We start from the raw sequence: 23625 nt of genomic DNA, 5'->3' as shown, positions 1-23625 counted from the left end.
CCACGCTACCCGCGGGCGTGGGAGTTGACGAGGGGGGTGCCTCTATGTCTTTCGTCAAGCGGGGCGTGGGGTTCTGGGTTCGTAGAAGGTGCCGTCGCGGAGCATCGCGAACAGCACGCTGATGCGGTGGCGGGCCAGGCGGAGGAGGGCTTGTGTGTGGGTCTTTCCGCGGGCCCGGCACCGGTCGTAGTAGGTGCGGGATGCGGGATCGTGCAGGGCGGCGAACGCGGAGAGGAACATCGCGCGTTTGAGCTGGCGGTTGCCGCCTCTTGGAGCGTGTTCGCCGTGGATCGAGGTGCCGGAGGACTTGGTGGTGGGGGCAAGTCCGGCGTAGGAGGCGAGGTGGGCGGCGGTGGGGAAGCTGGTGCCGTCGCCGACGGTGACCAGCAAGGTGGCTGCGGTCCTGACCGCGACCCCCGGCATCGAGGTCAGGACCCGGGAAAGAGGGTGAGCCTCCAGCAGCTGCCCGATCTGTGTTTCCAGGGCGCGTCGCTGTTCGTGGACGGCCGCGAGCGAGCGGGCCAGCGACGGGATCACGACGTCGAGGGTGCCGGTCCCGGGGACCACGACGGTCTGTTCGTCGAGTGCGTCGAAGATCTCGTCGATCAGCCGGGTGGCCATGCGTGGGGCCTTGGGCCGAATCACCTCAGTCAGCCTGCGCCGGCCGGCCTTTCGCAGGGCGGCTGGGGAGCCGTAGCGTTCCAGCAGCCAGGTCACGGCCTGATGGTCCAGACGTGGGCCAAGGACCCGCTCCAGGCTGGGGTGGAACTGGGTGAGCAGGCCACGTATGCGGTTGGAGGTGCGGGTGGCCTCGGCTGCGAGATCCTGGTCGAAGCCCACCAGCACGGTCAGTTCGGCGGTGATCTCGTCGGTCAGTTCCAGCGAGCGCAGAGTGTGTGGCATCGTCCGGGCGGCGTCCGCGATCACCGCGGCGTCCTTCGCGTCGGTCTTCGCCTCGCCCGGGTAGAGGTCGGCGATCCGCCGCATTGCGAGCCCGGGCAGGTAGGCGACCTTGCAGCCCGCGTCCCGGGCGACCGTCAGGGGCAGGGCACCGATCGAGGCGGGCTGGTCCACGATGACCAGAACGGTGCCGAACTTCGCGGCCAGCTTGTCGAAGACGGCTCGCAGTTTGGGCTCGCTGTTGGGCAGGGGCTTGTCGAAGACCTTCTTGCCGGCCGGGGTGAGGCCGTGCCCGTGATGGGCGCTCTTGCCGACGTCCAGGCCGAGGAAGACTCCCAGTCGTCGATGTCGTCCAACCCATCCTCCCGTACGGGGTTCGTGCGGTGCTGGCCAGGGCATCGGCGCCGTGTGCGCGCATCCACGTTATGCAGACCTGCCGCCTGCAAACAGCCGGGCATTGCGCCAGGCCAGGCGGTAGTCGGACCTCTCATCAGCGTCTCCAACGGCACCTCTCGGACCCGGTGACACCACCCCCCAGGTCATCCCTTCGACAGGGGGGGAACAGTCATGCCGGGCCCGGAGGCCAGCGGCCCTCTTGCAGGACCGCGAAAAAGATAACGGGGGAGGCGGGCCGTGCCGCCCCCCGGATCCCGGCGGCGGGAAGCGGGTAGAGCTGCCCGTACGGCGTGATCGCCGGAAGGGACCGAACAAGCGGAACAAGGGGAATGGGGTATGCGGTGAGGATCGAGTCGGCCGAGGTCGTCATCACCAGTCCGGGGCGCAATTTCGTCACCCTGCGCATCGTCACCGAGGACGGCGTCACGGGGCTGGGGGACGCCACGCTCAACGGCCGTGAGCTGGCCGTCGCCTCGTATCTGCGGGACCACGTGGTGCCGCTGCTGCTCGACCGGGACGCCTCGCGCATCGAGGACACCTGGCAGTACCTGTACCGCGGGGCGTACTGGCGGCGCGGGCCGGTGACCATGGCCGCCATCGCGGCCGTCGACACCGCGCTGTGGGACATCAAGGCCAAGGCCGCCGGGATGCCGCTGTACCAGTTGCTGGGCGGGGCCTCGCGCAGCGGGGCGCTCGCCTACGGACACGCCTCCGGCCGGGACGTCCCCGAGCTGCTCGACTCCATCCGCGCCCATCTGGAGCAGGGCTATCGCGCGATCCGCGTGCAGACCGGCATCCCGGGGCTGGCCTCGGTCTACGGGGTGGCCTCCGCCAGCGCGGGCGGCGGGGAGCGCTACGACTACGAACCCGCGCGCCGGGGGTCGGGGTCCCGCGTGCTGCCCGCCGAGGAGAGCTGGGACACCCGGGCCTATCTGCGCCATGTGCCGACGGTGTTCGAGGCCGTACGGCAGGAGTTCGGCCCGGAGCTGCCGCTGCTGCACGACGGCCACCACCGGATGACGCCCATCCAGGCGGCCCGGCTCGGCAAGGCGCTGGAGCCGTACGACCTGTTCTGGCTGGAGGACGCCACCCCCGGCGAGGACCAGGCGGCGCTGCGGCTCATCCGGCAGCACACCACCACCCCGCTGGCCATCGGCGAGGTCTTCAACCACGTCCACGACTACACCACCCTGCTGAGCGAGCGGCTGATCGACTACGTGCGCTCGGCGGTGACCCACACCGGCGGGGTCACCGCCATGCGCAAACTGCTGGACCTGGCCGCGGTCTACGGGATCAAGTCCGGCATCCACGGCCCGACCGACATCTCCCCCGTGGGCATGGCCGCGGCGCTCCACCTGGATCTGGCCATCCACAACTTCGGCATACAGGAGTACATGCCGCACACCGCCGACACCCTGGAGGTCTTCCGCACCTCCTTCCGCTTCGAGGACGGGCTGCTGCACCCGTCCGACACCCCGGGCCTGGGCGTCGAGCTGGACGCCGAGGCCGCCGGGCGGTTCCCGTACCAGCCCGCCTACCTGCCGGTGAACCGGCTGACGGACGGCACGGTGCACGACTGGTGAGCGGGGGTACGGTGAGCGTCGCAGCAGGAGAGAAGAGGGAACATGGAGCAGCGTGAGTTCGGCCGGCTCGGCGGGAAGGTCTCGGTCGTGGGCCTGGGGACCTGGCAGCTGGGCGCGGACTGGGGCGAGGTCGGCGAGCAGGACGCCCTGACCGTGCTGGACGCGGCCGTCGAAGCGGGTGTGACGTTCTTCGACACCGCCGATGTGTACGGGGACGGGCGCAGCGAGCAGCTCATCGGGCGGTATCTGCGGGAGCGGCCGGACGCCGGGATCTTCGTGGCGACCAAGATGGGGCGGCGGCTGCCGCAGCTCGAGGAGAACTACACCCTGGACAACTTCCGCGCGTGGACCGACCGGTCGCGGGCCAATCTGGGGGTGGACACCCTGGATCTGGTGCAGCTGCACTGCCCGCCGTCCCCGGTGCACTCCTCGGAGGCGGTCTTCCACGCGCTGGACACGCTGGTGGCGGAGGAGCGCGTGGCGGCGTACGGGGTGAGCGTCGAGACGTGTGCGGAGGCGCTGGCGGCGATCGCGCGCCCTGGCACGGCGAGCGTGCAGATCATCCTCAACCCGTTCCGGCTCAAGCCGCTGGAGGAGGTGGTGCCGGCGGCGCGGGAGGCCGGTGTGGGGATCATCGCGCGGGTGCCGCTGGCGTCCGGACTGCTGTCGGGGAAGTACACCAAGGACACCGTCTTCGCCGAGAACGACCACCGCACCTTCAACCGGCACGGCGAGATGTTCGACCAGGGCGAGACGTTCTCCGGTGTGGGCTTCGAGGAGGGTATCGAGGCGGCGGTGGAGTTCGCGGAGCTGGCGCCCGAGGGAGCCACTCCCGCGCAGACGGCGCTGCGGTGGATCGTCCAGCAGCCGGGCGTGACCTCGGTCATCCCGGGGGCGCGTTCGCCCGAGCAGGCTCGGGCGAACGCGGACGCGGCGGGGCTGCCCCCGCTGCCGGACGCCACGCTGGACGCCGTCGGCGACCTGTACGACCGGCGGCTGCGGGCCCGGGTGCACCCTCGCTGGTAACGGTGGTCCGGGAAGCTCAGAAGCCGGCGTCCGCCGCCCACGCCGTCAGCTCGCGCCGGGCGGCGGCGCGCAGTTCCGCCGAGGGGGCGGCGGTGCCGTCGGCGATCAGCGCGTAGTGCACGGTGCCCGCGTCGGCCGGGGCGGAGAGCACCAGCCGGCGCGCGTCGGTGCCGCCGGGCTCCGCGGCGGTGGCGATGGGGTGATCGGCGGTGTGGCCGTGTGCGGTGTACGCGGGCGGCCCGGTGACGGTGCCCAGATCGGAGACGACGGTGGTCCGGGCGGGGTCGAAGTCGCGGGGCAGACGCAGTTCGGTGGGCGCTTCGGTGCCGCCGTCGGAGCGCCACACCAGCATGCCGTAGCGGCCGGAGCCGGTCAGCTCGGCCACGTTCGGCAGGCTGCTGGGGACGCGGTTCCAGCTGAGCGTGGTGGAGCCGTCGCGTGAACGGTCCTCGAAGGTGAAGGCGAGGGTGCGCCCCGCGACGGCGCGCGGATAGAGCCGGTCGAGCAACCGTGTGTCCTGGCGCAGCCCGGCGTCGCCGGAGTCGTCGAGGCGGACGGCCGAGAGGTCCTCGCCGTTCCAGGCGTCGCCCTCGGTGAGGACCTTGCCGGTGTTGCCGTTCATGGCCTCGTGGTGGCGGCCGCTGTAGATGTCCCACTGCCACTGGGTGGAGGAGAGCACGGCGCCGGAGGCGGCCGGCCGGGTCCACCAGGTGGCGCCGGGGAGCCGGGAGTCCAGTGCCTGGTACATGCCCTTGACGACGGTGGGGGCCTTGTCGGAGGTGAAGCCGGTCAGCGGATGGCCGAACTCGCTCATGACGGCCGGAAGGTCCAGGGCGGTGGAGCGGTCGCGCAGGGCGCCGAAGTCGCCCGCGTACTGCCCGTCGGCCGCCTTGCCGGGCATGAAGATGCCGGAGATGGCCTTCTGGTCGTAGTAGTGGGTGTTGAAGACGTAGTCGGGGCGGGGCTTTCCGGCGTCCAGGAGTCCGCCCTCCTGGCGCTGGAAGTCCAGGTTGGAGTTCCAGAACATATTGGGCTCCACGAAGGCGGGCTTGTCCTGCCAGCCCGCGGCGTCCATACGGGCGCGGAACTTCTCGTAGAAGGGCCACAGCACGCTCTTCTCCCAGATGCGGCTGTTCTGGCCGTCCTCGTACGCGCCCGCGTACGGCTCGTTGAGCGGGTCGAAGCCGGCGACGCGGGTGAACTGCTCGTCGGTGAGGTGCCGGGCGAGGTAGGTCATGGTCGTCCCGGCGGTGGCCAGGAAGGCGTCCTGGACGCGGACGGTGCCCGCGCCGGTGGTCAGGGCGCGGTTGCGCCAGAAGTCGCGGGTGGCGTCTCTGACCGCCTGGTTCTGGGTGATGTTCTGACCCCAGTGGACGCAGATGCCGCAGGACTCCTTGGGGTATCCGCCCGCGTCGATGACCCATTTCGGCGCGCCGTCGCCGCTGTACCAGCTGTCCTTGTCGAAGAGACGGCCGGAGTACAGGTCCTGGTGGAAGTCGGGGAAGACCCGGATTCCGGCGTCCAGGAACGCCTTCATCTGCGCGGTGGCCTTCTCCAGATAGGCGGTGTCCACCTGGCCGGGCTCGGGCTCGGCGTGGGCCCAGGACAGCAGGAAGCGCACCGCGTTGGCTCCGGTCAGGTTCCGCATGGCGGCGGCGGAGGTCCTGGCGTCGGCGGTGGTGGCGAACGGGAGCCCGCCGTTCTCCTCCAGTTTGGTCTCGCCGGACACATTGAAGCCGCGCAGCACGATCTCGCGGCCGTGTCCGTCGGCGAACCGGGTGCCGTCCACGGTCATCTGGTCCGCCGCCCGGCCGTCGAACCAGGGCGCCTCGGCCGCGGCCGCCGGAGTGCCCGGGGCCGCGACCGCCGCCAGCAACGCAGCGGCCACCCCGAGCGACCGGGTGCGACCCGGTCGGGGGCGGCCGATCCGTATCCCTCGCGTCTCATGAGTCGGCATGGACCTACCGTCCAGTAGATCTGAGGGGTCGTCAACTATTTGCACACAGACTCGAGTTCGACCCTGTGGTGGTGCGGTTACGGCCGGGGTCCGGCTACTGCTGGAATCCCGCGCCCAGGGCCGCACCGGCCTCCGGCGCCCCGAGGGAGTCGGGCCCGAAGGACACGACCCCGCTCGTGGTGAGGCCGCCGGACTGGCCGCGCAGCACCCATGCCGCACCGCTGGTGGACTGGGCACCGTCCTCGTGGGGGGCGCCCACCGCCAGGTCGTCCTTGCCGTCGCCGTCGGTGTCGACGAGCCGGACGGCCATGCCGAAGTGGTCGTCCGCCTCCGCGACGCCGGGGACACCGGCGGTGTCCTGGGTGAACGCCTGGGCTCCGGTGCCGGACAGCCCGCCCCGGCCGCCGTAGAGCTGGACGACGCTGCCCGCTCCCTTCTGGCCGGCCTCCAGGGCCTCGTACGGGATGCCGACGGAGATGTCCGCGTAGCCGTCGCCGTTGACGTCGCCGGAGCTGAGCGAGTAGCCGAACTGGTCGCCGTCCTCGTTGACGCCGGGGACGCCCGCGGTGTTCTGGTCGATGGTCGTGGTGCGGGTGGTGCTCGGCCCCGACGCGGTGCCGTAGAGGACCTTCAACGTGCCGTGGTCGTACGGCAGGTCCTCGACGACGTTCCCCGGGACCGTGCGCAGCACCAGATCGCCGTGGCCGTCCTTGTCGACGTCACCGATGGTCGCGGAGGCGGCGTCGGTGAGGTCCTTGACCTTCGGCGACAGGCCCTTGTCGTCCCCCTTGAAGAACAGGCTGGACTGGGACATCTCCTCGAAGGCGTGGGTGGAGACGAGGTCGTCCTTGCCGTCCCCGGTGATGTCGCCCGCGGTCAGACCGGTCGGTCCGTCGAACCTGCCGGTGTCGGAGAAGGAGCTGCCCGCGTCCTTGCCGTCGCGGGTGAACGGGCCGAGACGGACGCGCAGGCCGGTCTTCTCGTCCTCCGAGCCCTCGTCCACGGTGACCACATCGACCAGGTCGGCCTTGCCGTCCCCGTTGAAGTCACCGCCCACGATGTCGCTGGAGCCCCAGTGGTCGCCGTTGCCGGCGGGCAGCTGGGTGCCACCGGTGAGGCCGTTCGCGGAACCCCACAGGACCGTGATGGCCGGGGAGTCTCCGGTCTGGACCGCCAGATCGGTGTAGCCGTCGCCGTCCAGGTCGCGGGCGACCGTATGGGCCCCGAAATACGTCGACGCGGCGGGGTCGCCGGGGACGCCCTCGGTGGCCTGGCTGATGACCTGGCGGTGGGCGGTGTCCGCACCGGAGGCGGAGCCGTAGACCACGGCGACGTAGCCCGCCTTGGCCTTGCCGCCCACCGTGCCGACGGGGGCGGAGACAGCGAGGTCGGCGCGTCCGTCCTTGTTGAAGTCGACCTTGGGGGCGGCGGCCGCGGCGGTGCGGGCCTCGGCGGCGCCCGCCGAGGGCAGGGCGAGTAAGGCGGGGGTGGTCACAAGTGCCACCACGGTCGCGCAGCGCACGACGGTGGTGAGGGAACGGGAGCGCACAGATCCTCCTGCTCGTTGATGAGCGTTTACCTCATGTACACCCACCAGGACCCGTGACGCCGCCTCAGGGTTGCACCGCCGTTTCCAGGGATTTCCCTAGTCCGCCTCGTCCACATAGCGGAGCACGCCCATCATGTGCGTGTCGTCGACCTCTTCCGCGGGTGCCGCCACGCACTCGGTCAGCCGCTTGGTGAGGGTGTCGGCGTCGATCCCGGTGCCGATCATCACCAGCTGGGTGGTGCGGGGCTCATCGCGCTCCCAGGGCGAGGGCGCGAAGCGGAGATACGAGCCGACCGCGTGCAGGGTGAACTTCCGCTCCCGGCCCGCGCCCGCGAAGTGGAGGAACCCCTTGGCCCGGTACAGCCCCGCCGGGAGGCTGTCGAGGAAGGCCATCAGCCGACGCGGATGGAGCGGCTCGGCCGCGGTGAATTCCATGCTCTCGTACGCGGTGTGGAGGTGGTGGCTGTGGTCATGGCCGTCGCCGCACACGTCCTCGCCGCACACGTCCCCCGCACCCGCGTCGTCGCCCCACACATCGGCGAACGAGAGCTGCCGGAAGCCTTCCCCGGAAGTCTCGCGGGGCCGGTGGTCGAAGAGGAGCGCGGGGTCGACACGCCCGTGCGCGGCGGTCAGGACCGGCGCACCGGGGGCGATCTCCTGGATGTTCTCCACAAGATCCCGCCGCTCGTCCTCGGCGACGCGGTCGGTCTTGTTGAGCACGATGAGGTCCGCGGCGCGGACATGGCGGTCGAGCTCGGGGTGGCGGACGCGGGTGTCGGGGAACTCCGCGGCGTCCACGACCTCGACCAGGCCGCCGTAGACGATCCGCTCATTGGTGCTGGACAGCAGTGTACGGATCATGCTCTGCGGCTCGGCGAGGCCGCTGGCCTCGATCACCACGACATCGATGCGCAGCTCCGGATCGGTGAGCCGGTCGAGCATCTCGTCCATCTCGGAGGCGTCCGCCGCGCAGCACAGACAACCGTTCTCGATCGGGATCATCGAATCGACCTGCCCGGCGACAGCCATGGCGTCGATGTTGATGGATCCGAAATCATTGACGATGACGCCGATGCGGGTATCCGCGCTGTCCCGCATCAGATGGTTGAGCATCGTCGTTTTCCCGGAGCCCAGAAAACCCGTGACGAGAATGACCGGAATCCGTTGTGTGGCCAAGGTTGCGTCTCCGTGCGGCGGTTCGTGGCGGTCTCGGGGTGACCGCTCATGCTATCCGGCCGCGGGCCGGGCCGATCCCCGGCCCGCGGACCGTCAGCGAACCCGTCAGGGAATCTCGACGCCCGCCTCGGCCGAGAGGCGGTCGATCTCGGCCAGCTCGGCGTCGCTGAAGGCGGGCGAGTCCAGCACCGAGACGTTCTGCTCCAGCTGGGCGACGCTGCTCGCGCCGATCAGCACCGAGACCACCCGGGGGTCGCGCAGCACCCAGGCGAGCGCCAGCTGGGCGAGGGTCTGGCCGCGCCCCTCCGCGAGCTTGTTGAGTGCGTGCAGCAGGGACAGCCGCTCCTCGGTGAGCGTCTCGCGCTTGAGGAAGTGGCCGAGCGCCATGCGCGAATCGGCCGGCACCCCGTGGAGATACCGGTCGGTGAGCTGTCCCTGCGCCAGCGGCGAGAAGGCGATGACCCCGACGCCCGCCTCGGCGGACGCCTGCAGCACCCCGCCCTCGACCCCGCGCTGGAGGATCGAGTACGGATGCTGGTTGATCAGGTACGGGGTGCGCAGGTCCTTCAGGATCGCGGCGGCCTCGGCGATCGCCTCCGGCGGGTAGTTGGACAGGCCCGCGTAGAGCGCCTTGCCCTGGCGCACCGCGCTGTCGAGGGCGCCCATCGTCTCCTCGAGCGGGGTGTCCGGGTCGAAGCGGTGGGAGTAGAAGACATCCACGTAGTCCAGCCCCATCCGGGACAGCGACTGGTCGAGGCTGGCCAGGACGTACTTGCGCGAGCCCCACTCGCCGTACGGCCCCGGCCACATGAGGTATCCGGCCTTGCTGGCGATGAAGAGCTCATCGCGATAGGGGCGGAAGTCCTGGGCGAAGATCGAGCCGAAGTTGGTCTCGGCGCTGCCGGGCGGCGGACCGTAGTTGTTGGCCAGATCGATATGGGTGACACCGAGGTCGAAGGCGCGGCGCAGCACAGCACGCTGGGTCTCCAGGGGGTGGGTGTCGCCGAAGTTGTGCCACAGGCCGAGCGAGACCTTCGGGAGCAGCACACCACTGCGCCCGGAGCGCTGGTACTGCATGGACTCGTAGCGGTTCTCGGCGGCGAGGTGGACCATGCGCGTCGTCCTTGTCCTTACGGTGCGGTGGGGAGCGGGCAGGCCGTGGGACGGCCCGCCCGCCTGAGCTTGTCAGTTCCGAGGCAAAGTGGCGACCTCATTCCCGCTGAGCGTTCTGCCGTATACGCGGAAGTCGTCGAAGGCGGCCTTGAGGTACGGGTCCGGGTACCGCGACCTGCCGAGATAGCCGGCGCGGAGGTGGTTGCCGAAGTGGACGGGCTCGACGGTGACGGCGGTGTCGCGTCCCACCTCGCGCCCGCCGTCGTAGAGGACGGCGGTGCCGGTGCCATAGGCGACGGCGACATGGACCCACTGGCCGGTGGGCAGCGGGGCGGCCTCGATGCGCTGCTCGGCTCCGCCGCCGCCCGCGGTGACGGCGGAGCGCAGCTTCCCCGAGTCGGCGACGGGGGTGAGGAACATATGGGCGGTCACCCCGGTGCCGATGTCGAAGATCCGGGTCCAGGCGGCGGGGGTGCCGTCCAGCCGGACCCAGGTGGCCAGGGTGTACTCCCGGGCGCCGGCCAGGAGGTCGTCGGCGAGGACGACATGCCCGTCCGTGCCGTTCCATCTGGTTGAGCAGGGTGCGCTCGTAGCTCGGTCTGCAGCACCCGCTGCATCTGGTCGTAGCTCAGCTTCCCGGTGCGGGTGTCGACCCAGACGGCCTGGCGCAGCACGGTCTGCAGGGCTTCGGTGTTGTCCGCGAGCCGGTACTGGTCGACGAGCCCGGCCATGATCTTGTGAATGGTGTAGTACGGGGCCCACACCCCGGTGCCGGCCTCCAGCCGGTCGAAGAAGTTCTCGGGGAACGCCGAGAGATAGCCCTGGCCGTAGCCGGCGGCCGGGGACCTGGCCTGGCAGGGCGGCGAGCGCCGAGACCAGGGTGCGGCCCTTGTCGCGTAGCGCGGTGTCGCCGGTGGCCGCGTAGGTGAGGGCCAGTCCGGACAGGAGGTGGCCGGTGCTGTGGCCGCGCAGTTCCGTGGTGGGGCTCTCCCATCCGCCGCAGGGCTGGGCGCCGCTGGGGAGACCGGCGTTGAGGCGGAAGGTGTGCAGCAGCCGGTCGATGTCCACGAAGCGCAGATAGGCGGTGTTGCGGGACTGGTTGTCCTTGCAGGCGCCGGGGAGCAGGGTCACGGCGGTGAGCGGTAAGGGGCGGACGCCGGTCAGCGCCTTGGGCCCCCGGTGGGTCGCGGCCGAGGTGGCACCCGGGGGCGCCGCCGCGGCCGTGGATCCGGCCGCGACGGTGAGCGCCACGGCCGCGGCCCCTGTGCCGGTGGTGGTGATGAAATGCCGTCTGCCGACTGGTTCGCTCATGACTGCCCTCACTGAGGTTCGAAATTACGAACAATGTCCGACATCATGTGCACCGTGGAGGTATCGCCCAACGGGTCCACGGACACCCGCGTATCACACGGTCTCCTTGAGGACGGTGAAGTGGCGGGCGAATCCGGTGAGCCCGGGCAACTCCTGGATCGGGGTCCAGGTCCGGAAGCCGTCGAGGCTGTCGCTGTAGTAGTACTTCTGCTCGGTGTAGCCGTCGAAGTAGATCCGCCAGCCGCCGTTGTCCAGGCGCGCCAGCGCCGGTCCCTCGCGCCGGCTTCCCCAGCCCGCCCAGTCGCCGGTGCCGCGGAACCCGCGCGGGCGCGTCGGCCACCGGCACACCGAAGTCCGGGGTGCCGTCGGCCTTCCAGCCGAGGGCCTGGACGCGGGTGTGCCGGTTGGGGTCGTTCAGCGGGTCGCCGGTGATGTCCTTGTACTGGCGGGCGTGGTAGACGAGGAGGTCGGTGTGGCCGTCCTCGGCGACGGTGAAGGAGTTGTGGCCGGGCCCGTACTGCTTGGTGGTGTCATCGCTGGTGAAGACCGGCCGCGGGCTCTTCTTCCAGGACGCGGCGGCGAGCAGGTCACTCCCGGCCGAGGCGGTCAGCAGCCCCATGCAGTAGTTGGCGTCGGTGGCGCTGGCGGAGTAGGTGAGGAAGAGGTGGCCGTTCCGCTGCAGGACCGAGGGGCCCTCGTTGACCTTGAAGCCACGGGTCTCCCAGTCGTACGTCGGCCGGGAGATCTCCACCTGGGGGCCGGTGATGCTCCATGGGTTCGCCATCCGGGCGAGGTAGATGCTCGAGTTGTTGCCGACGTCCGGGTTGCTCTGCGCCCAGACGAGATAGCGGGTGCCCTGGTGGGTGAAGGTGGAGGCGTCCAGAGAGAAGGAGTCGATGGGCGTGACGATGCGGCCCCTCTCGGCCCAGGTCCCGGCGAGGGGGTTGGCGCCCGTGTTCTCCAGCACCCACATCCGGATCTTCCAGACGTCGTTCGCGGGCGCCGAGGCGAAGTAGATGTACCACTTGCCGTCGATGAAGTGGATCTCCGGGGCCCATATGTGGGCGCCCATGTCACCGCTGGTGTGCTTCTTCCAGATCACCGACTCGGCGGCGGTGGCCAGCCCGCTGATGGTCCTGGAGCGCCGCAGGACGATGCGGTCGTACTCGGGGACGGTGGCCGTGAAGTAGTAGTAGCCGTCGGTGTGCTTGAGGATATGCGGATCCGCGCGCCGGCGCACCAGCGGATTGGCGTACGAGGGTGCCTCGGCGGCGGCCCGCGGTGCGCTGGGGGTAGCGGCCTGTGCGATACCGGGTGCTCCGGCGGCCGCCCCCAGGGCAAGGGCGCCCATCACCACACGCCTGCGAGTGGGCGGGTGTTCTGCGCTGTGGCTCATGCGGTTCTCTCCTGCTCTCGCTGGTGATGCGCCTGGGGTCGGACGGGCGTGATGCCGGCCTGCGTGGGGCGGATCCGCTGGATGGTGCCGTCGGGGGTGAACCGCATCCGGTCGATGGCGACTTCGCGATGGGTGCCGTCGCCGCCGGGGCGGGCGAAGCGGTGATGGACGATGTACCACTCGTCGCGTAGTAGCGGCCCGCACGCTTGAAGACGGTCGGCGCCTCGTTGTAGCCAGGCGGGGTGATCTTCACCGGCTGGGTGGCGAAGGAGACCATGTCGTCGGTCAGCCTGGCCGCCTCGAAGGCGCCCTGCCCGAAGTAGAGATAGGGGGTGCCGTCGTCGTCGATGAAGGCGTCCGGGTCGATCGCCTGGTGGCCGAACTGCCCCTCGGCGGCGAGCGGTTCGCCGAGCGCGTCGGTGAACGGCCCCCCGGGGTCCTCCGCGGACTTGGCGACACCGATGGACTGGCAGGCGCTGAAGTACATCCAGTAGGTGTCGCCCTTCCTGACCACCGACGGGGCCCAGGCGTTCTCGTGGCACCAGGAGACATCGGCGAGGTCGAGGACGGGGCCGTGGTCGGTCCAGTGGACGAGGTCGGGTGAGGAGAAGCCGTTGAAGCGGGTGCCGCTCCAGCCGGGGTGGCCGTCCTCGGTGGGATAGATCCAGTACCGGCCCTCGGCGTACATCACATCGGGGTCGGCGTGGTAGCCGGGCAGCCGCTGTTCGTGAAGGCGGTGAACAGATAGCGCGAGACCATGGTGGACTGCCGCACGGCGCGTCCGCTCCCGTGGCTCCGGTCGTGCTCCGCGGCGTGCACACGGCTCGCGGTGAGGGGAACCACGAGAGCGAGGGCGGCCAGCAGCGCGAGCAGCGCTGCCGGCGCTCTCCAGGGTCGGGTGGCATCCGGGGGCATCAGAGGGCTCCTGCGATCCGAAGTAATCGAATCTGCTCGGAGATTAAGGGTTCTGATGACTTTCGACAGCCCCTGGAGGGGGTGCGAAAGTTTCGAAAACCGGGGAGCCCTGGAAGACGCGCGATGGGTGGTGCGGTGAGGCGAGCGGATCAGCGATGCGGCGAGGGGCGGATCAGACGAAGGTCTGACGCTGCAGCCAGAGGTCCCTGGCGGTTCCGCTGCCCTGGATGAAGACGTAGAGCAGATTCTCCTCGTTGAGGATGGGGACGCCGACGCCCGCCGAGCCGATGACCCCGCCCAGGGACTGGAAGCCGCTGTAGGTCGTGCCGTTCTCCGTGGTCTGCACGGCGACCCACAGGGCGTTGTCGGTGGCCTTGATGAACACGTTGACCCGGCCGTCCTGGGCCAGGGCGCAGGTGGGCCGCCAGACGATCTGTGCGCCGAGGCTCACGGAGGCGCCGAACGAGTCGTAGTCGTCGCTCTGCCCGACCCGCCGGACGGTCCCGTCGGAACCCCGGTAGAAGATCTGCACCCGGCCGGCCGCGTCCAGGCACACCGACGGACGGCTGGTCACGTTGGTGGCGTCGAGGGAGAATGCCTCCCAGAGGGTGGAGTTCTCGGTCTGCTGCTGGATGGTGTAGAGGGTCTCGCCCGAGCCCTTGACCGCCACCACGAGCCGCCCTCCCCCGTCGAGGATGGGGGAAGGCGTGGCGAAGATGCCGCCCCCCAGCGAGGTCGCGGGGGTGTAGGTCTCGTACTGCAGATCCTGGTTGCGCAGGTACCACAGGGCATTGTCGGCGCCGGGGAAGAACACATAGATGCGGCCATCGGCGCCGAGCGCGGCGGCCGGGTCGTCCCCGATCCCGGTGGCCAGGGTCTGGGGTGGTCCGTACCCGGAGTTGATGGCGGTCTGGGTGATGACCTGCAGGTTGTTGCCGGGGGTGCGGTAGAAGACCCGGACCTTGCCGTCCTTGCCCCGGATCGGCGCGGGGATGCCGTCGACGGACAGGCCCGCGTACTGCTGCCACGGACCCCAACTGCCGTCGCGGGCCTCCACCCTGCTCCACAGGACGTTGGACCCGCCCCGGATGAAGACCTGCACCCGGTCGTCGGCGAACGCGACCGGGGCGGGCTCGGAGTGGATGCCGCCCTGCAGATTGATCCAGGTGCCCCAGACGGTGCCGGGGGTGGTGGAAACGGTCATGAGAGGACCTCCCTCTTCTCGTGAAGCCACGAGAGTGCACGGATACACCGTCAATTCCCGGGAAAGCATGGCGGATACCCGAAGAAAGGAAGATGTACGGATATGACCGATTCATTGTTATGAGGGACTGATATTCGATTAAATGCGCTCGCCTGCTGTGGAAATTCATCGTGCGAGAGAAGAGATTCTGATCGGGGACCTGCGGTTGACCTTCCCCAAGGGGGAAGCCCGAGCATCGTGGTCGCCGGGCGAGGTGCCCGGCGGCGAGGAGGGGCGAACATGGGGCTGCTGACCATCGGTGCGTTCGCGAGGGCGTCGCGGCTGTCCCCCAAGGCGCTGCGCCTGTACGACGAGCTGGGGCTGCTGCCGCCCGCCCGCGTCGATCCGCACTCCGGCTACCGCCTCTACGACCCGGCCCAGCTGGAGCGAGCCCGTCTGGTGGCGTGGCTGAGGCGGCTCGGCATGCCGCTCGCCGGCATCCGGGCGGTGTGCGAGCTGGAGCCGGAGGCCGCCGCGCGGGAGGTGCGGGCGTACTGGGCGCGGATCGAGGCCGACACCGCGGCCAGAAGGAACCTGGCCGCCTTCCTCGTCGGCCATCTGTCCGGGAGGGACACCACGATGTCTTCCGACCACACCACCCTGGGAATCCGCTACGCCGTGCTCTCCGACACCGGCTCGGTCCGGGAGAGCAATGACGACGCCGGGTACGCCGGTCCGCGCCTGCTGGCCGTGGCCGACGGATTCGGGGGCGGACGGCACGCCGGCGAGACGGCGATCGAGGCGCTCAAACCGCTGGACGCGGGCGTCCCGGGCGGGGAGTTGCTGAGCGCCCTGGAGGAGGCGGCGCACCGGGCCCGGGAGTCGGTCTCGGCGCTGGCCGCGTCCGACCCCGCGCTGCGGGATGTCGGCACGACGCTCACCGCGATGGTGTGGTCGGGCTCCCGGCTGGGGCTGGTCCATATCGGCGACTCGCGCGCCTATGTGCTGCGCGACGGTGAGCTGTTCCAGATCACCCATGACCACACCGTGGTCCAGTCGCTGCTCGACGAGGGGCGGATCACCCCCGAGGAGGCCGCCTCGCACCCCCAGCGGGCGCTGTTGCTGCGCGCCATGGGCGGCGGTTCGGCGTTCGAGCCGGACTTCGCCCTGCGGGACGCCCGCGCCGAGGACCGCTATCTGCTGTGCTCGGACGGGCTGACGGGGGTCGTGCCCGCCGAGGAGATCCGGCGAGTGCTCGCCTCGGAGGACGACCCGGGCACGGCCGTACGGCAGTTGGTCGCCCTCGCCAACCGCGCGGGCGGGCCGGACAATGTCACCTGCGTGGTGGCCCATGTGGCCGAGCGGAGGACGCTGACCTCGGCGTAAAGCCACCGCCGTGACCGTCTCGCCCGCCCACCGTGACCGCTTGCTGAACGTTGATGAATGGTGTGTGCAAAGGCTTGTCGGCCGGAAGAACGCCTCCTTATGCTCGCGGCGGAAATCGCTTTCCACTCCTGCCGGCCGGGAGACAGGAACGGCCGGCGGCGCGGCGTAAGGGGCAGAGCATGTCCACAGGTCCGATCCGGCTCTCCCAGGGAGCGCACACCGCGCTCCGCCCGGCCACCGCGGCGCGGATCACCGGAGGCTTCTGGGCCACCAGACGCCGTGTCAACGCCGAAGTGAGCGTCCCCCAGGGGCCGGACCGGCTGGAGCGGGCGGGCAATCTCGCCAACCTGCGGGCCGCCGCGGGCGCGGCGCCGGCGCAGTCCGGTTTCCGGGGCGACTTCCCGTTCCAGGACTCCGATGTGCACAAGTGGCTCGAGGCCGCCTCCTGGCAGCTGGCGGACGGCGGCGAGGGGCCGGCCGAGGAGCTGGCCCGGCAGGTGGAGCGGCTGGCCGGGCTGGTCACGGCCGCGCAGGCCGAGGACGGCTATCTGCAGACGCACTACCAGCTGGGGCCGGATGCCCGGCGGTGGGCGGAACCGCACTGGGGGCACGAGCTGTACTGCGCGGGCCACCTCCTCCAGGCCGCGGTCGCGCACCACCGGGCCACCGGCGCGGACGGGCTGCTCGATGTGGCGGTGCGCTGCGCCGATCTCGTCGACGCCACGTTCGGGCCCGGCAGGAACGAGACGGTGTGCGGACACCCGGAGATAGAGACGGCGCTGGTCGAGCTGTACCGGGAGACCGGTGAGCGGCGCTATCTCGATCTGGCGGGGTACTTCGTGGACCGGCGCGGGCAGGGCAGCCTCGGCGACGGCCCGGCGGACGGCTCGCCCGGCCCGCGGCCCGGGGCGGCCTACTGGCAGGACCACATCCCGGTGCGGGAGGCGACGGCGGTCGCCGGGCATGCGGTGCGCCAGCTCTATCTCCTGGCCGGGGCCGCGGATGTGGCGGCGGAGACCGGCGACGCGGGGCTGCGGGACGCTTTGGTTCGGCTGTGGGAGGACATGACCACGACGAAGACCCATCTGACGGGCGGGGTGGGGTCCCGGCACGAGCTGGAGTCCTTCGGGGACGCGTACGAGCTGCCGCCAGACCGGGCGTACGCGGAGACCTGCGCGGCCATCGCCGCCATCCACTTCGGATGGCGGATGGCACTGCTGACCGGGGAGTCCCGCTACAGCGATCTGGTGGAGCGGACCCTCTTCAACGGCTTCGCGTCGGGTGTGTCGATCGACGGTGAGCGCTGGCTCTATGTGAATCCGCTCCAGGTCCGCCAGGACGATGACAGCCGTAAGGATGCCACCAGTGGCCGGAGCGCCCACCGGACGCCGTGGTTCCGGTGCGCCTGCTGTCCGCCCAATGTGATGCGGCTGCTGGCCTCGCTGCCGCACTACATGGCGAGCGGCGACGCCCAGGGGCTGCAGCTCCACCAGTACGCGTCCGGCTCGTACGAGGCGGGCGGCGGGGCGGTGCGGGTGGGGACCGGCTACCCGTGGGAGGGGCGGATCGCGGTGGTCGTGGACACGGCCCCGCGGGACACGGACTGGACGCTGTCGCTGCGCATCCCGCACTGGGCGACGGCGTACGAGGCGACGGTCGGCGGAGAGCCGGTGGCCGAGCGGGCCGACAACGGCTGGCTGCGGCTGCGGCGCCGCTGGCGGCCCGGCGAGACGGTCGTGCTGAGCCTGTCCCTCACCCCCCGGCTCACCCGGCCCGATCCACGGGCCGACGGGGTGCGCGGCTGCGCCGCGATCGAGCGCGGCCCGCTGGTGTACTGCCTGGAGCAGCCCGACCAGCCCGCCGGGCTGCGGCTGGACGACATCGCCCTCGACCCGGATGCGACGCTGAGCGCGGAGCACCGGCCGGAGCTGCTGGGCGGGGTGACCGTGATCACCTCCCTGGCCCTGCGCCATGCCGTCGCCCGCGATGGCTGGTGGCCGTACCGGGACGGCGGCGCGGGCTCTGCCGGCGGCGCGCGCCCGGGCCTGGACACGGGCGGCGCGGAAGCCCTCGATCCGGTGCCGGTGACCGCGATCCCGTACTACGCGTGGGCGAACCGCGAGCCCGGCGCGATGCGGGTGTGGACCCCGCTCCAGCCTCCGGCCGGCTGACCCTCGCAGGACCGGACCAGGCCCCTGACCTGCTGGTCTTCGGTCACGCCCGGACCGGCTGATCTCCACCGGGCCCCGGCATGTGCCACGCGGTGGCCACCGGAACTCGGCGGACACCCCATGCGTTCACCGCTCGAGGAACACGCTCTAGAAGGCTCGTGAAGATCTTGGGTTCTGGCCCTGCCGTGTCAGCGGCAGGGCCAGACTTGTCTTGTGGCGATGGGTGAGTGGGTCGGCGAGATGGTCGGGCCGGATGTGTGGGAGACCTGCCGGGACCTGATTCCGGCCGGGAGTGTGTTCGCGTTCCTGGCCGAGCATCGTGGCGAGCTGTTCCCGGCTGAGATGTTCGTGGACATGTATCCGTCGGCGAATGGACGGCCGAGCATGCCGCCGCAGATCCTGGCCGCCGCGATCGCGCTACAGGCCCTGCACGGGCTGTCGGACTTCGAGACAGTCCAGGAATTGCGGTGCGACCTGCGGTGGAAGGCCGCATGCGGCCTGGGCCTCAACGACATGGCGTTCGATCCATCGCTGCTGGCCTACTTCCGCCGCCGGCTGGCCCGTTCCGCCCGCCCGAACCGCATCTTCGAGACCGTACGCGAGGTCGTGAAGGCCACCGGTGTCCTCAAGGGCAAGCACCGCCGGGCTCTGGACTCCACTGTGCTGGACGACGCGGTCGCCACCCAGGACACCGTCACCCAGATCATCGCCGCCGTCCGCGCGGTGATCCGCGAAGTCCCCGGCGCCGACACGGCCGCCGCTGCCCAGTGCACCGCCCACGACTACACCGACCCAGGCAAACCGAAGATCGCCTGGAACGACGAGCAGGCCCGCGCCGAGCTGGTCGACGCACTCGTCACGGACGCGCTGCGGCTGCTGGGCCACCTGCCCGAACAGCAACTCGGCGAGAAGGCCGCGAACGCGGTGGGCATCCTGGCCCTGGTCGCCGGTCAGGACGTCGAGCCCGCCGAGGACTCCGACGGCCGCGACGGACGCTGGCGCATCACCCGGGGCACCGTCCCTGGCCGGATGGTCTCCACCATCGATCCGGAAGCCCGGCACATCCACAAGACCCGCAGCCACCAGCAGGACGGTTTCAAGGCCCATCTGGCCATCGAGCCCGAGACCGGCTTATACACCGCCGTCGCCCTGCGGCCCGGCTCCGGGCCCGAGCACCATGAGGCTGCCGTGGGTCTTGAGCTGCTCGCCGACGAGGACACCCCGGTGGACGCCTTCGGTGACACCGCCTACTCCACCGGCGACGCCCGCCAGGCCCTGGACCGGGCCGGGCACCGGCTGTTCCTCAAACCCGCCCCGCTGCGGCCCGCCGTCCCCGGCGGCTTCACCCTCGACGACTTCGCCATCGACACCACCACCGCCATCGTGACCTGCCCGGCCGGACACGCCGTGGGCCTGTCCGACCCCGGCGGGCAGCACCACCAGCGCAAAGCCTCTTTCGGGAACTTATGCACCGGATGCCCCCTGCGCGAGCAGTGCACCAAGGCCAAGGCCGGACGCATCCTGACCATCCGCCCGCACCACGACCTCCAAGCGGCCGCCCGCCACCAGGCCGCCACCGATCCTGACTGGCAGGCCGACTACCGCCGCTGGAGACCACCGGTCGAACGCGCCGTCGCATGGCTCGTCCACCACGGCAACCGCCGACTCCGCTACCGCGGCACCCTCAAGAACGACACCTGGCTCCACACCCGAGCCGCCGCCCTCAACCTCCGCCGACTGATCAACCTCGGACTCACCCGCATCGACGGCGCCTGGCACCTCGCCCCAGCCACCACATAACGAAGAGGGGCCATCCGGCCTCCGGCCGGACAGCCCCTCACCAAGATCTTCATCGGCCTTCTAGTGCCCGAGCGGCACCACGGCAACGGGAGGTGCCCCTTGAGCACCGGATCCACCCCCCGCGGGGACGATGACGCCGACGGCTGGGACGACGTCACCCTCGACGAGGACTTCATACGGGACGCCGAGGTCGCCGAGCCCGCCGCGCGCACCCGGATGCTGACCGCGCGGTGGCGGCGCGGCGGGCCCGAGCCCCAGCCCTGGCGGGCGGACGAGCCGCCGGCCGGATGGTTCTGGAGCAAGCGCCGCAAGCGGCGCCGGCGGCGCTGACCTCGCCTCTCCGTTATCCGGTCGCAATTGCGCGCGTAAAGACACCGCGGCATATCCGGTGGGAGGATTCGGGCCGACTCACTGATCATGAGGTCCGTGGTCGTCCGCCGACCCCTGTCCCGGAGGTGCCGTGTCCGCTCGCTCCGCGTTGCCCGTCATAGCCGTCGCTGCCGTATCCGCCCTCCTGGCCGGGTGCACCAGCACCAAGTCGTCCGGGTCCGGCGGCAGCGACATCAGCCTGGTGAATTCCGGGAAGCTCACGACCTGCACGCATCTGCCCTACCCGCCCTTCCAGTCCAAGCAGGGCAAGAAGATCGTCGGCTTCGATGTGGACATCGTCGACCTCGTGGCCTCGGCGCTCGATGTGAAGCAGGAGATCCTGGACACGCCCTTCGAGGGCATCCAGTCCGGGGAGGACCTCAACACCAACCAGTGCGACGTGGCCGCCGCCGGGATGACCATCACCGACGTACGCGAGAAGAACCTGGACTTCTCCGCCCCGTATTTCGAAGCCACGCAGGCGCTGCTCACCACCAAGGGCAAGCCCTACAAGTCCCTCGCCGACCTCAAGGGCAAGAAGCTCGCGGTCCAGCAGGGGACCACCGGTGAGAGCTACGCCCAGAAGCACGCCAAGGGCGCCAAGCTGGTCCAGTTCGAGGATCTCGCGCTGCTGCTGACCGCCGTCAAGACCGGGCAGACCGACGCCGGCATCAACGACAACGGTGTGCTCTACGACTACGTCAAGGACAACGCCGACACCACGGTGACGGCCGAGTTCGACACCGGCGAGCAGTACGGCATCGCCGTGCGGACCGGCAATGACGCACTGCGCAAAAAGATCGGCGCGGTGCTGAAGGACGCCCGGGCGGACGGCTCCTACGACCGTATCTACAAGAAGTGGTTCGGTACCGCGCCCAAGAAGTGACACCCGCTGACGGCCATCGGAGCTGAGGAGTCCGCACACTTATGGCAATGACCCGCCGGCAGCGGGCGCGGGCGATACGAGCGGTGCAGTACGCCGTGCTCATCGCCCTGCTGCTCGCCATCGTCCTGGCCGCGGACTGGGGTGAACTGCGGCGCGCCTTCTTCGACGCCGAGGTCGCCCGGTCCCTGTTCCCCGACATCATCACCACCGCCCTGGTCAACACCGTCGTCTACACCCTGCTCGGCTTCGGCTTCGGCCTGGTCCTCGGGGTCGTGCTGGCGCTGATGCGGCTCTCACAGGTGCCGCCGTACCGCTGGCTGGCGGTCGCCTACATCGAGTTCTTCCGCGGAGTGCCCGCGCTGCTGGTGTTCATCGCGCTGGGCTTCGGGGTGCCGCTCGCCTTCCAGGTGGCGCTGGACCGGCACGTCACGGTGATGCTGGCACTGGGGCTCGTCGGGGCCGCCTACATCGCGGAGACGATGCGGGCGGGCATCCAGGCGGTGCCCAAGGGGCAGATGGAGGCGGCGCGTTCGCTGGGCATGTCCCACAGCCGGGCGATGGCCTCGATCATCATCCCGCAGGCGTTCCGCATCGTCCTGCCGCCGCTCACCAATGAACTGGTGCTGCTGACCAAGGACTCCTCCCTGGTCTATCTGCTGGGGCTCTCCCTGGACCAGTACGAGCTGTCCAAGTTCGGCCGGGACGCACTGAATCAGCACCGCAGCCTCACCCCGATCCTGGTCGCCGGGGTGTGCTACCTGATCATCACCGTGCCGCTCGGCCATCTGGTGCGCCGGCTCGAGGCCCGTTCGGCGAAGGCGAGGTGACCGGCGTGAAGGAGACGACGGTGGTGAAGGAGACCGGCGAGGCGGACGGCATCGCCATCCATGTGGCGGGGCTGCACAAGTCCTTCGGCGCGCTGGAGGTGCTCAAGGGCATCGATCTCACCGTCCGGCGGGGCGAGGTGGTCTGTGTCATCGGCCCGTCGGGATCCGGTAAGTCGACGCTGCTGCGCTGTGTCAACCTCCTGGAGGAGCCGACCTCGGGCTCGGTCACCGTGGCGGGGACCGAGGTCACCGACCCGGACGTGGACATCGACCGGGTGCGGCGGCGGATCGGCATGGTGTTCCAGGCGTTCAATCTCTTCCCGCATCTGACCGCCCTGGAGAACCTCACCATCGCCCAGCGGCGGGTGCTGCGCCGCGACAAGGCGGAGGCGGTACGGATCGGGCGGGACACTCTGCGGCGGGTCGGCCTGAGCGACAAGGAGTCGGCCTATCCGGCCCAGCTGTCGGGCGGACAGCAGCAGCGGGTGGCCATCGCCCGGGCGCTGTCCATGGACCCGGAGTTGATGCTCTTCGACGAGCCGACCTCGGCGCTCGATCCGGAGCTGGTCGGCGATGTGCTCGCCGTCATGCGCGCCCTGGCGGACGAGGGGATGACGATGCTGGTCGTCACCCATGAGATGAGCTTCGCGCGGGAGGTCGCCGACCGGGTCGTGTTCATGGACGACGGGGTGATCGTGGAGGAGGGCGGACCGGAGCAGGTGGTGTCCGATCCGGTCCATCCCCGCACCCGCGCCTTTCTCACCCGGGTACTCAACCCGGCCGCGGCGCGGGTCGGGGAGGTGCCGGACACGGGCCCGCGCGGAGCGCGGATCGACCGCTGAGCTTCGTGCGGGCGGCCGAGCCTCGTGCGGGCGGCTGAGCTTCGTACGGGCGCGGGTCCGCGTGGTCAGCGGGCGGGACGCAGGTCGATCGCGTCGGCCAGTCGAAAGCCGTCGAACTCGCCCCCGCCCAGTACTCCTGGCTCGATGAGCACCGGATCCCGTTTGTGATGATCGACCCCGCGCACGACCCGCCGCCCGGGGTGCCGTCCGTGGCGGCCGCCAACTGGCAGGGCGGGATGGCCGCGACCGAGCACCTCATCGAGCTGGGGCACCGCCGGATCGCGGTGATCGGCGGCCTGGGGCGGGCGGTGCGCGACGGTGGCCGGGTCGCCGGGTACCGGTCGGCGATGGCGGCGGCCGCTTTGCCGGTGCCGTCCGCGTATGTGCGTTACGGCGATATCACCGAGGCCGGGGCGCGCCACCGGATGGCCGAGCTGCTGGATCTGCCCGAGCCGCCCACCGCCGTCTTCGTCTGCTCCGACCAGATGGTGCCGGGTGTGTACCAGGCGGCCCGGGAACGGAGGCTGAGGGTGCCGCGGGACATCAGCGTCGTGGGCTTCGACGATCTGCCGCAGGCCCGCTGGATCACGCCCGCGCTGACGACGGTCCGTCAGCCACTGTCGGAGATGGCGGCCGCGGCGCTGCGCACGCTGCTGCGGCTGATGACCGGCGAGATACCGGAGGCGATCCGGACCGAGCTGTCCACCCGGCTCATGGTCCGGTCCAGTACCGCTCCCCCACTTCGCGTTCTCTTATGACCGAGGGATCGAACGCTGCACGGCTGTCCGGACGGGCCCGTATCGCCAGTCCCCTCCCTCACACCTGATATGCCATCCTTC

Annotated in this window: 16 protein-coding genes and 6 pseudogenes; 10 read left to right on the top strand and 12 right to left on the bottom strand. The window is 70.5% G+C overall.

The features are described from left to right. Positions 1-54: 54 nt before the first annotated feature. Positions 55-1299 (bottom strand): IS110 family transposase, encoded by a 1245-nt coding sequence (locus AS97_RS42985; protein WP_210566802.1) that lies wholly within the window; start codon positions 1297-1299, stop codon positions 55-57. A 338-nt stretch (positions 1300-1637) separates the two neighbouring features. Between AS97_RS42985 and manD the strand changes: the two genes are divergently transcribed. Continuing rightward, positions 1638-2879, top strand: coding sequence for a D-mannonate dehydratase ManD (manD, locus tag AS97_RS42980; RefSeq protein WP_059146659.1), 1242 nt, complete (start codon positions 1638-1640; stop codon positions 2877-2879). Positions 2880-2921: 42 nt separating this feature from the next. Then, a complete protein-coding gene (locus AS97_RS42975; protein WP_210566801.1) occupies positions 2922-3905 on the top strand; it encodes an aldo/keto reductase in 984 nt (327 codons plus the stop codon). A gap of 16 nt (positions 3906-3921) precedes the next feature. On the opposite strand, the gene AS97_RS42970 is transcribed toward AS97_RS42975, so the two are convergent. The 11 genes and pseudogenes from AS97_RS42970 to AS97_RS42935 all read right to left on the bottom strand — a co-directional run bounded on the left by AS97_RS42970 (position 3922) and on the right by AS97_RS42935 (position 14526). Further along, on the bottom strand, positions 3922-5862 hold the full coding sequence (locus AS97_RS42970; RefSeq protein ID WP_210566800.1) for a cellulase family glycosylhydrolase: 1941 nt from the start codon (positions 5860-5862) through the stop codon (positions 3922-3924). A gap of 94 nt (positions 5863-5956) precedes the next feature. Then, a complete protein-coding gene (locus AS97_RS42965) occupies positions 5957-7411 on the bottom strand; it encodes an FG-GAP-like repeat-containing protein (protein WP_086708452.1) in 1455 nt (484 codons plus the stop codon). Between the two features lie 96 nt (positions 7412-7507). Then, on the bottom strand, positions 7508-8587 hold the full coding sequence (locus tag AS97_RS42960) for a GTP-binding protein (RefSeq protein ID WP_210566799.1): 1080 nt from the start codon (positions 8585-8587) through the stop codon (positions 7508-7510). Positions 8588-8692: 105 nt separating this feature from the next. Then, positions 8693-9700, bottom strand: coding sequence for an aldo/keto reductase (locus tag AS97_RS42955; RefSeq protein WP_059146640.1), 1008 nt, complete (start codon positions 9698-9700; stop codon positions 8693-8695). A gap of 72 nt (positions 9701-9772) precedes the next feature. Next, a pseudogene (locus AS97_RS48115) lies at positions 9773-10252 on the bottom strand (LamG domain-containing protein); the annotation flags it as partial. 101 nt (positions 10253-10353) lie between these two features. Then, positions 10354-10497: pseudogene (locus AS97_RS48785) on the bottom strand (beta-L-arabinofuranosidase domain-containing protein); the annotation flags it as partial. A 121-nt stretch (positions 10498-10618) separates the two neighbouring features. Then, positions 10619-11011 (bottom strand): annotated as a pseudogene (locus tag AS97_RS48780) (beta-L-arabinofuranosidase domain-containing protein); the annotation flags it as partial. A gap of 331 nt (positions 11012-11342) precedes the next feature. After that, positions 11343-12407: pseudogene (locus AS97_RS42945) on the bottom strand (glycoside hydrolase family 43 protein); the annotation flags it as partial. Positions 12408-12627: 220 nt separating this feature from the next. After that, a pseudogene (locus AS97_RS48105) lies at positions 12628-13095 on the bottom strand (family 43 glycosylhydrolase); the annotation flags it as partial. Continuing rightward, entirely contained in the window at positions 13095-13322 is a 228-nt protein-coding gene (locus AS97_RS42940; RefSeq protein WP_210566798.1) for a hypothetical protein, read from the bottom strand. The gene AS97_RS42940 and the pseudogene AS97_RS48105, both read right to left, overlap by 1 nt. 172 nt (positions 13323-13494) lie before the next feature. Beyond that, the gene (locus AS97_RS42935) at positions 13495-14526 is read right to left on the bottom strand and encodes a hypothetical protein (protein ID WP_059146643.1); all 1032 of its coding nucleotides are present in this window, start codon (positions 14524-14526) and stop codon (positions 13495-13497) included. A 279-nt stretch (positions 14527-14805) separates the two neighbouring features. On the opposite strand from AS97_RS42935, the gene AS97_RS42930 reads away from it, so the two are divergent. From AS97_RS42930 to AS97_RS42895, 8 genes and pseudogenes are all read left to right on the top strand, one after another. Then, positions 14806-15891, top strand: a complete 1086-nt coding sequence (locus tag AS97_RS42930; protein WP_059146644.1) for a MerR family transcriptional regulator — start codon at positions 14806-14808, stop codon at positions 15889-15891. A 179-nt stretch (positions 15892-16070) separates the two neighbouring features. Further along, a complete protein-coding gene (locus AS97_RS42925) occupies positions 16071-18062 on the top strand; it encodes a beta-L-arabinofuranosidase domain-containing protein (protein WP_210566797.1) in 1992 nt (663 codons plus the stop codon). 219 nt (positions 18063-18281) lie between these two features. Beyond that, entirely contained in the window at positions 18282-19862 is a 1581-nt protein-coding gene (locus AS97_RS42920) for an IS1182 family transposase (RefSeq protein ID WP_210564187.1), read from the top strand. Positions 19863-19961: 99 nt separating this feature from the next. Continuing rightward, positions 19962-20192: a hypothetical protein gene (locus tag AS97_RS42915; protein WP_059146646.1), complete on the top strand. Its 231-nt coding sequence runs from the start codon at positions 19962-19964 to the stop codon at positions 20190-20192. 130 nt (positions 20193-20322) lie between these two features. Beyond that, positions 20323-21117 carry a transporter substrate-binding domain-containing protein gene (locus AS97_RS42910; protein ID WP_210566796.1) on the top strand — a complete coding sequence of 265 codons (795 nt, stop codon included), beginning with the start codon at positions 20323-20325 and terminating at the stop codon, positions 21115-21117. Positions 21118-21158: 41 nt separating this feature from the next. After that, positions 21159-21944 carry an amino acid ABC transporter permease gene (locus AS97_RS42905; RefSeq protein WP_059146648.1) on the top strand — a complete coding sequence of 262 codons (786 nt, stop codon included), beginning with the start codon at positions 21159-21161 and terminating at the stop codon, positions 21942-21944. 20 nt (positions 21945-21964) lie between these two features. After that, positions 21965-22786, top strand: coding sequence for an amino acid ABC transporter ATP-binding protein (locus AS97_RS42900; protein WP_125761274.1), 822 nt, complete (start codon positions 21965-21967; stop codon positions 22784-22786). Positions 22787-22899: 113 nt separating this feature from the next. Beyond that, positions 22900-23544, top strand: a pseudogene (locus AS97_RS42895) (substrate-binding domain-containing protein); the annotation flags it as partial. Between the last annotated feature and the right edge of the window lie 81 nt (positions 23545-23625).

Source organism: Streptomyces sp. AgN23, assembly GCF_001598115.1.
In the GTDB taxonomy this organism is placed as follows: Bacteria; Actinomycetota; Actinomycetes; order Streptomycetales; family Streptomycetaceae; genus Streptomyces; species Streptomyces antimycoticus.
This window is presented reverse-complemented; position numbering and strand designations above follow the sequence as displayed.

Coding starts and splice junctions, on each gene's coding strand:
- AS97_RS42985 (WP_210566802.1), bottom strand. CDS start 1,299: ATGCCCTGGCCAGCACCGCACGAACCCCGTACGGGAGGATGGGTTGGA.
- AS97_RS42975 (WP_210566801.1), top strand. CDS start 2,922: ATGGAGCAGCGTGAGTTCGGCCGGCTCGGCGGGAAGGTCTCGGTCGTG.
- AS97_RS42970 (WP_210566800.1), bottom strand. CDS start 5,862: ATGCCGACTCATGAGACGCGAGGGATACGGATCGGCCGCCCCCGACCG.
- AS97_RS42955 (WP_059146640.1), bottom strand. CDS start 9,700: ATGGTCCACCTCGCCGCCGAGAACCGCTACGAGTCCATGCAGTACCAG.
- AS97_RS42940 (WP_210566798.1), bottom strand. CDS start 13,322: ATGCCCCCGGATGCCACCCGACCCTGGAGAGCGCCGGCAGCGCTGCTC.
- AS97_RS42935 (WP_059146643.1), bottom strand. CDS start 14,526: ATGACCGTTTCCACCACCCCCGGCACCGTCTGGGGCACCTGGATCAAT.
- AS97_RS42930 (WP_059146644.1), top strand. CDS start 14,806: ATGGGGCTGCTGACCATCGGTGCGTTCGCGAGGGCGTCGCGGCTGTCC.
- AS97_RS42925 (WP_210566797.1), top strand. CDS start 16,071: ATGTCCACAGGTCCGATCCGGCTCTCCCAGGGAGCGCACACCGCGCTC.
- AS97_RS42920 (WP_210564187.1), top strand. CDS start 18,282: ATGGGTGAGTGGGTCGGCGAGATGGTCGGGCCGGATGTGTGGGAGACC.
- AS97_RS42905 (WP_059146648.1), top strand. CDS start 21,159: ATGGCAATGACCCGCCGGCAGCGGGCGCGGGCGATACGAGCGGTGCAG.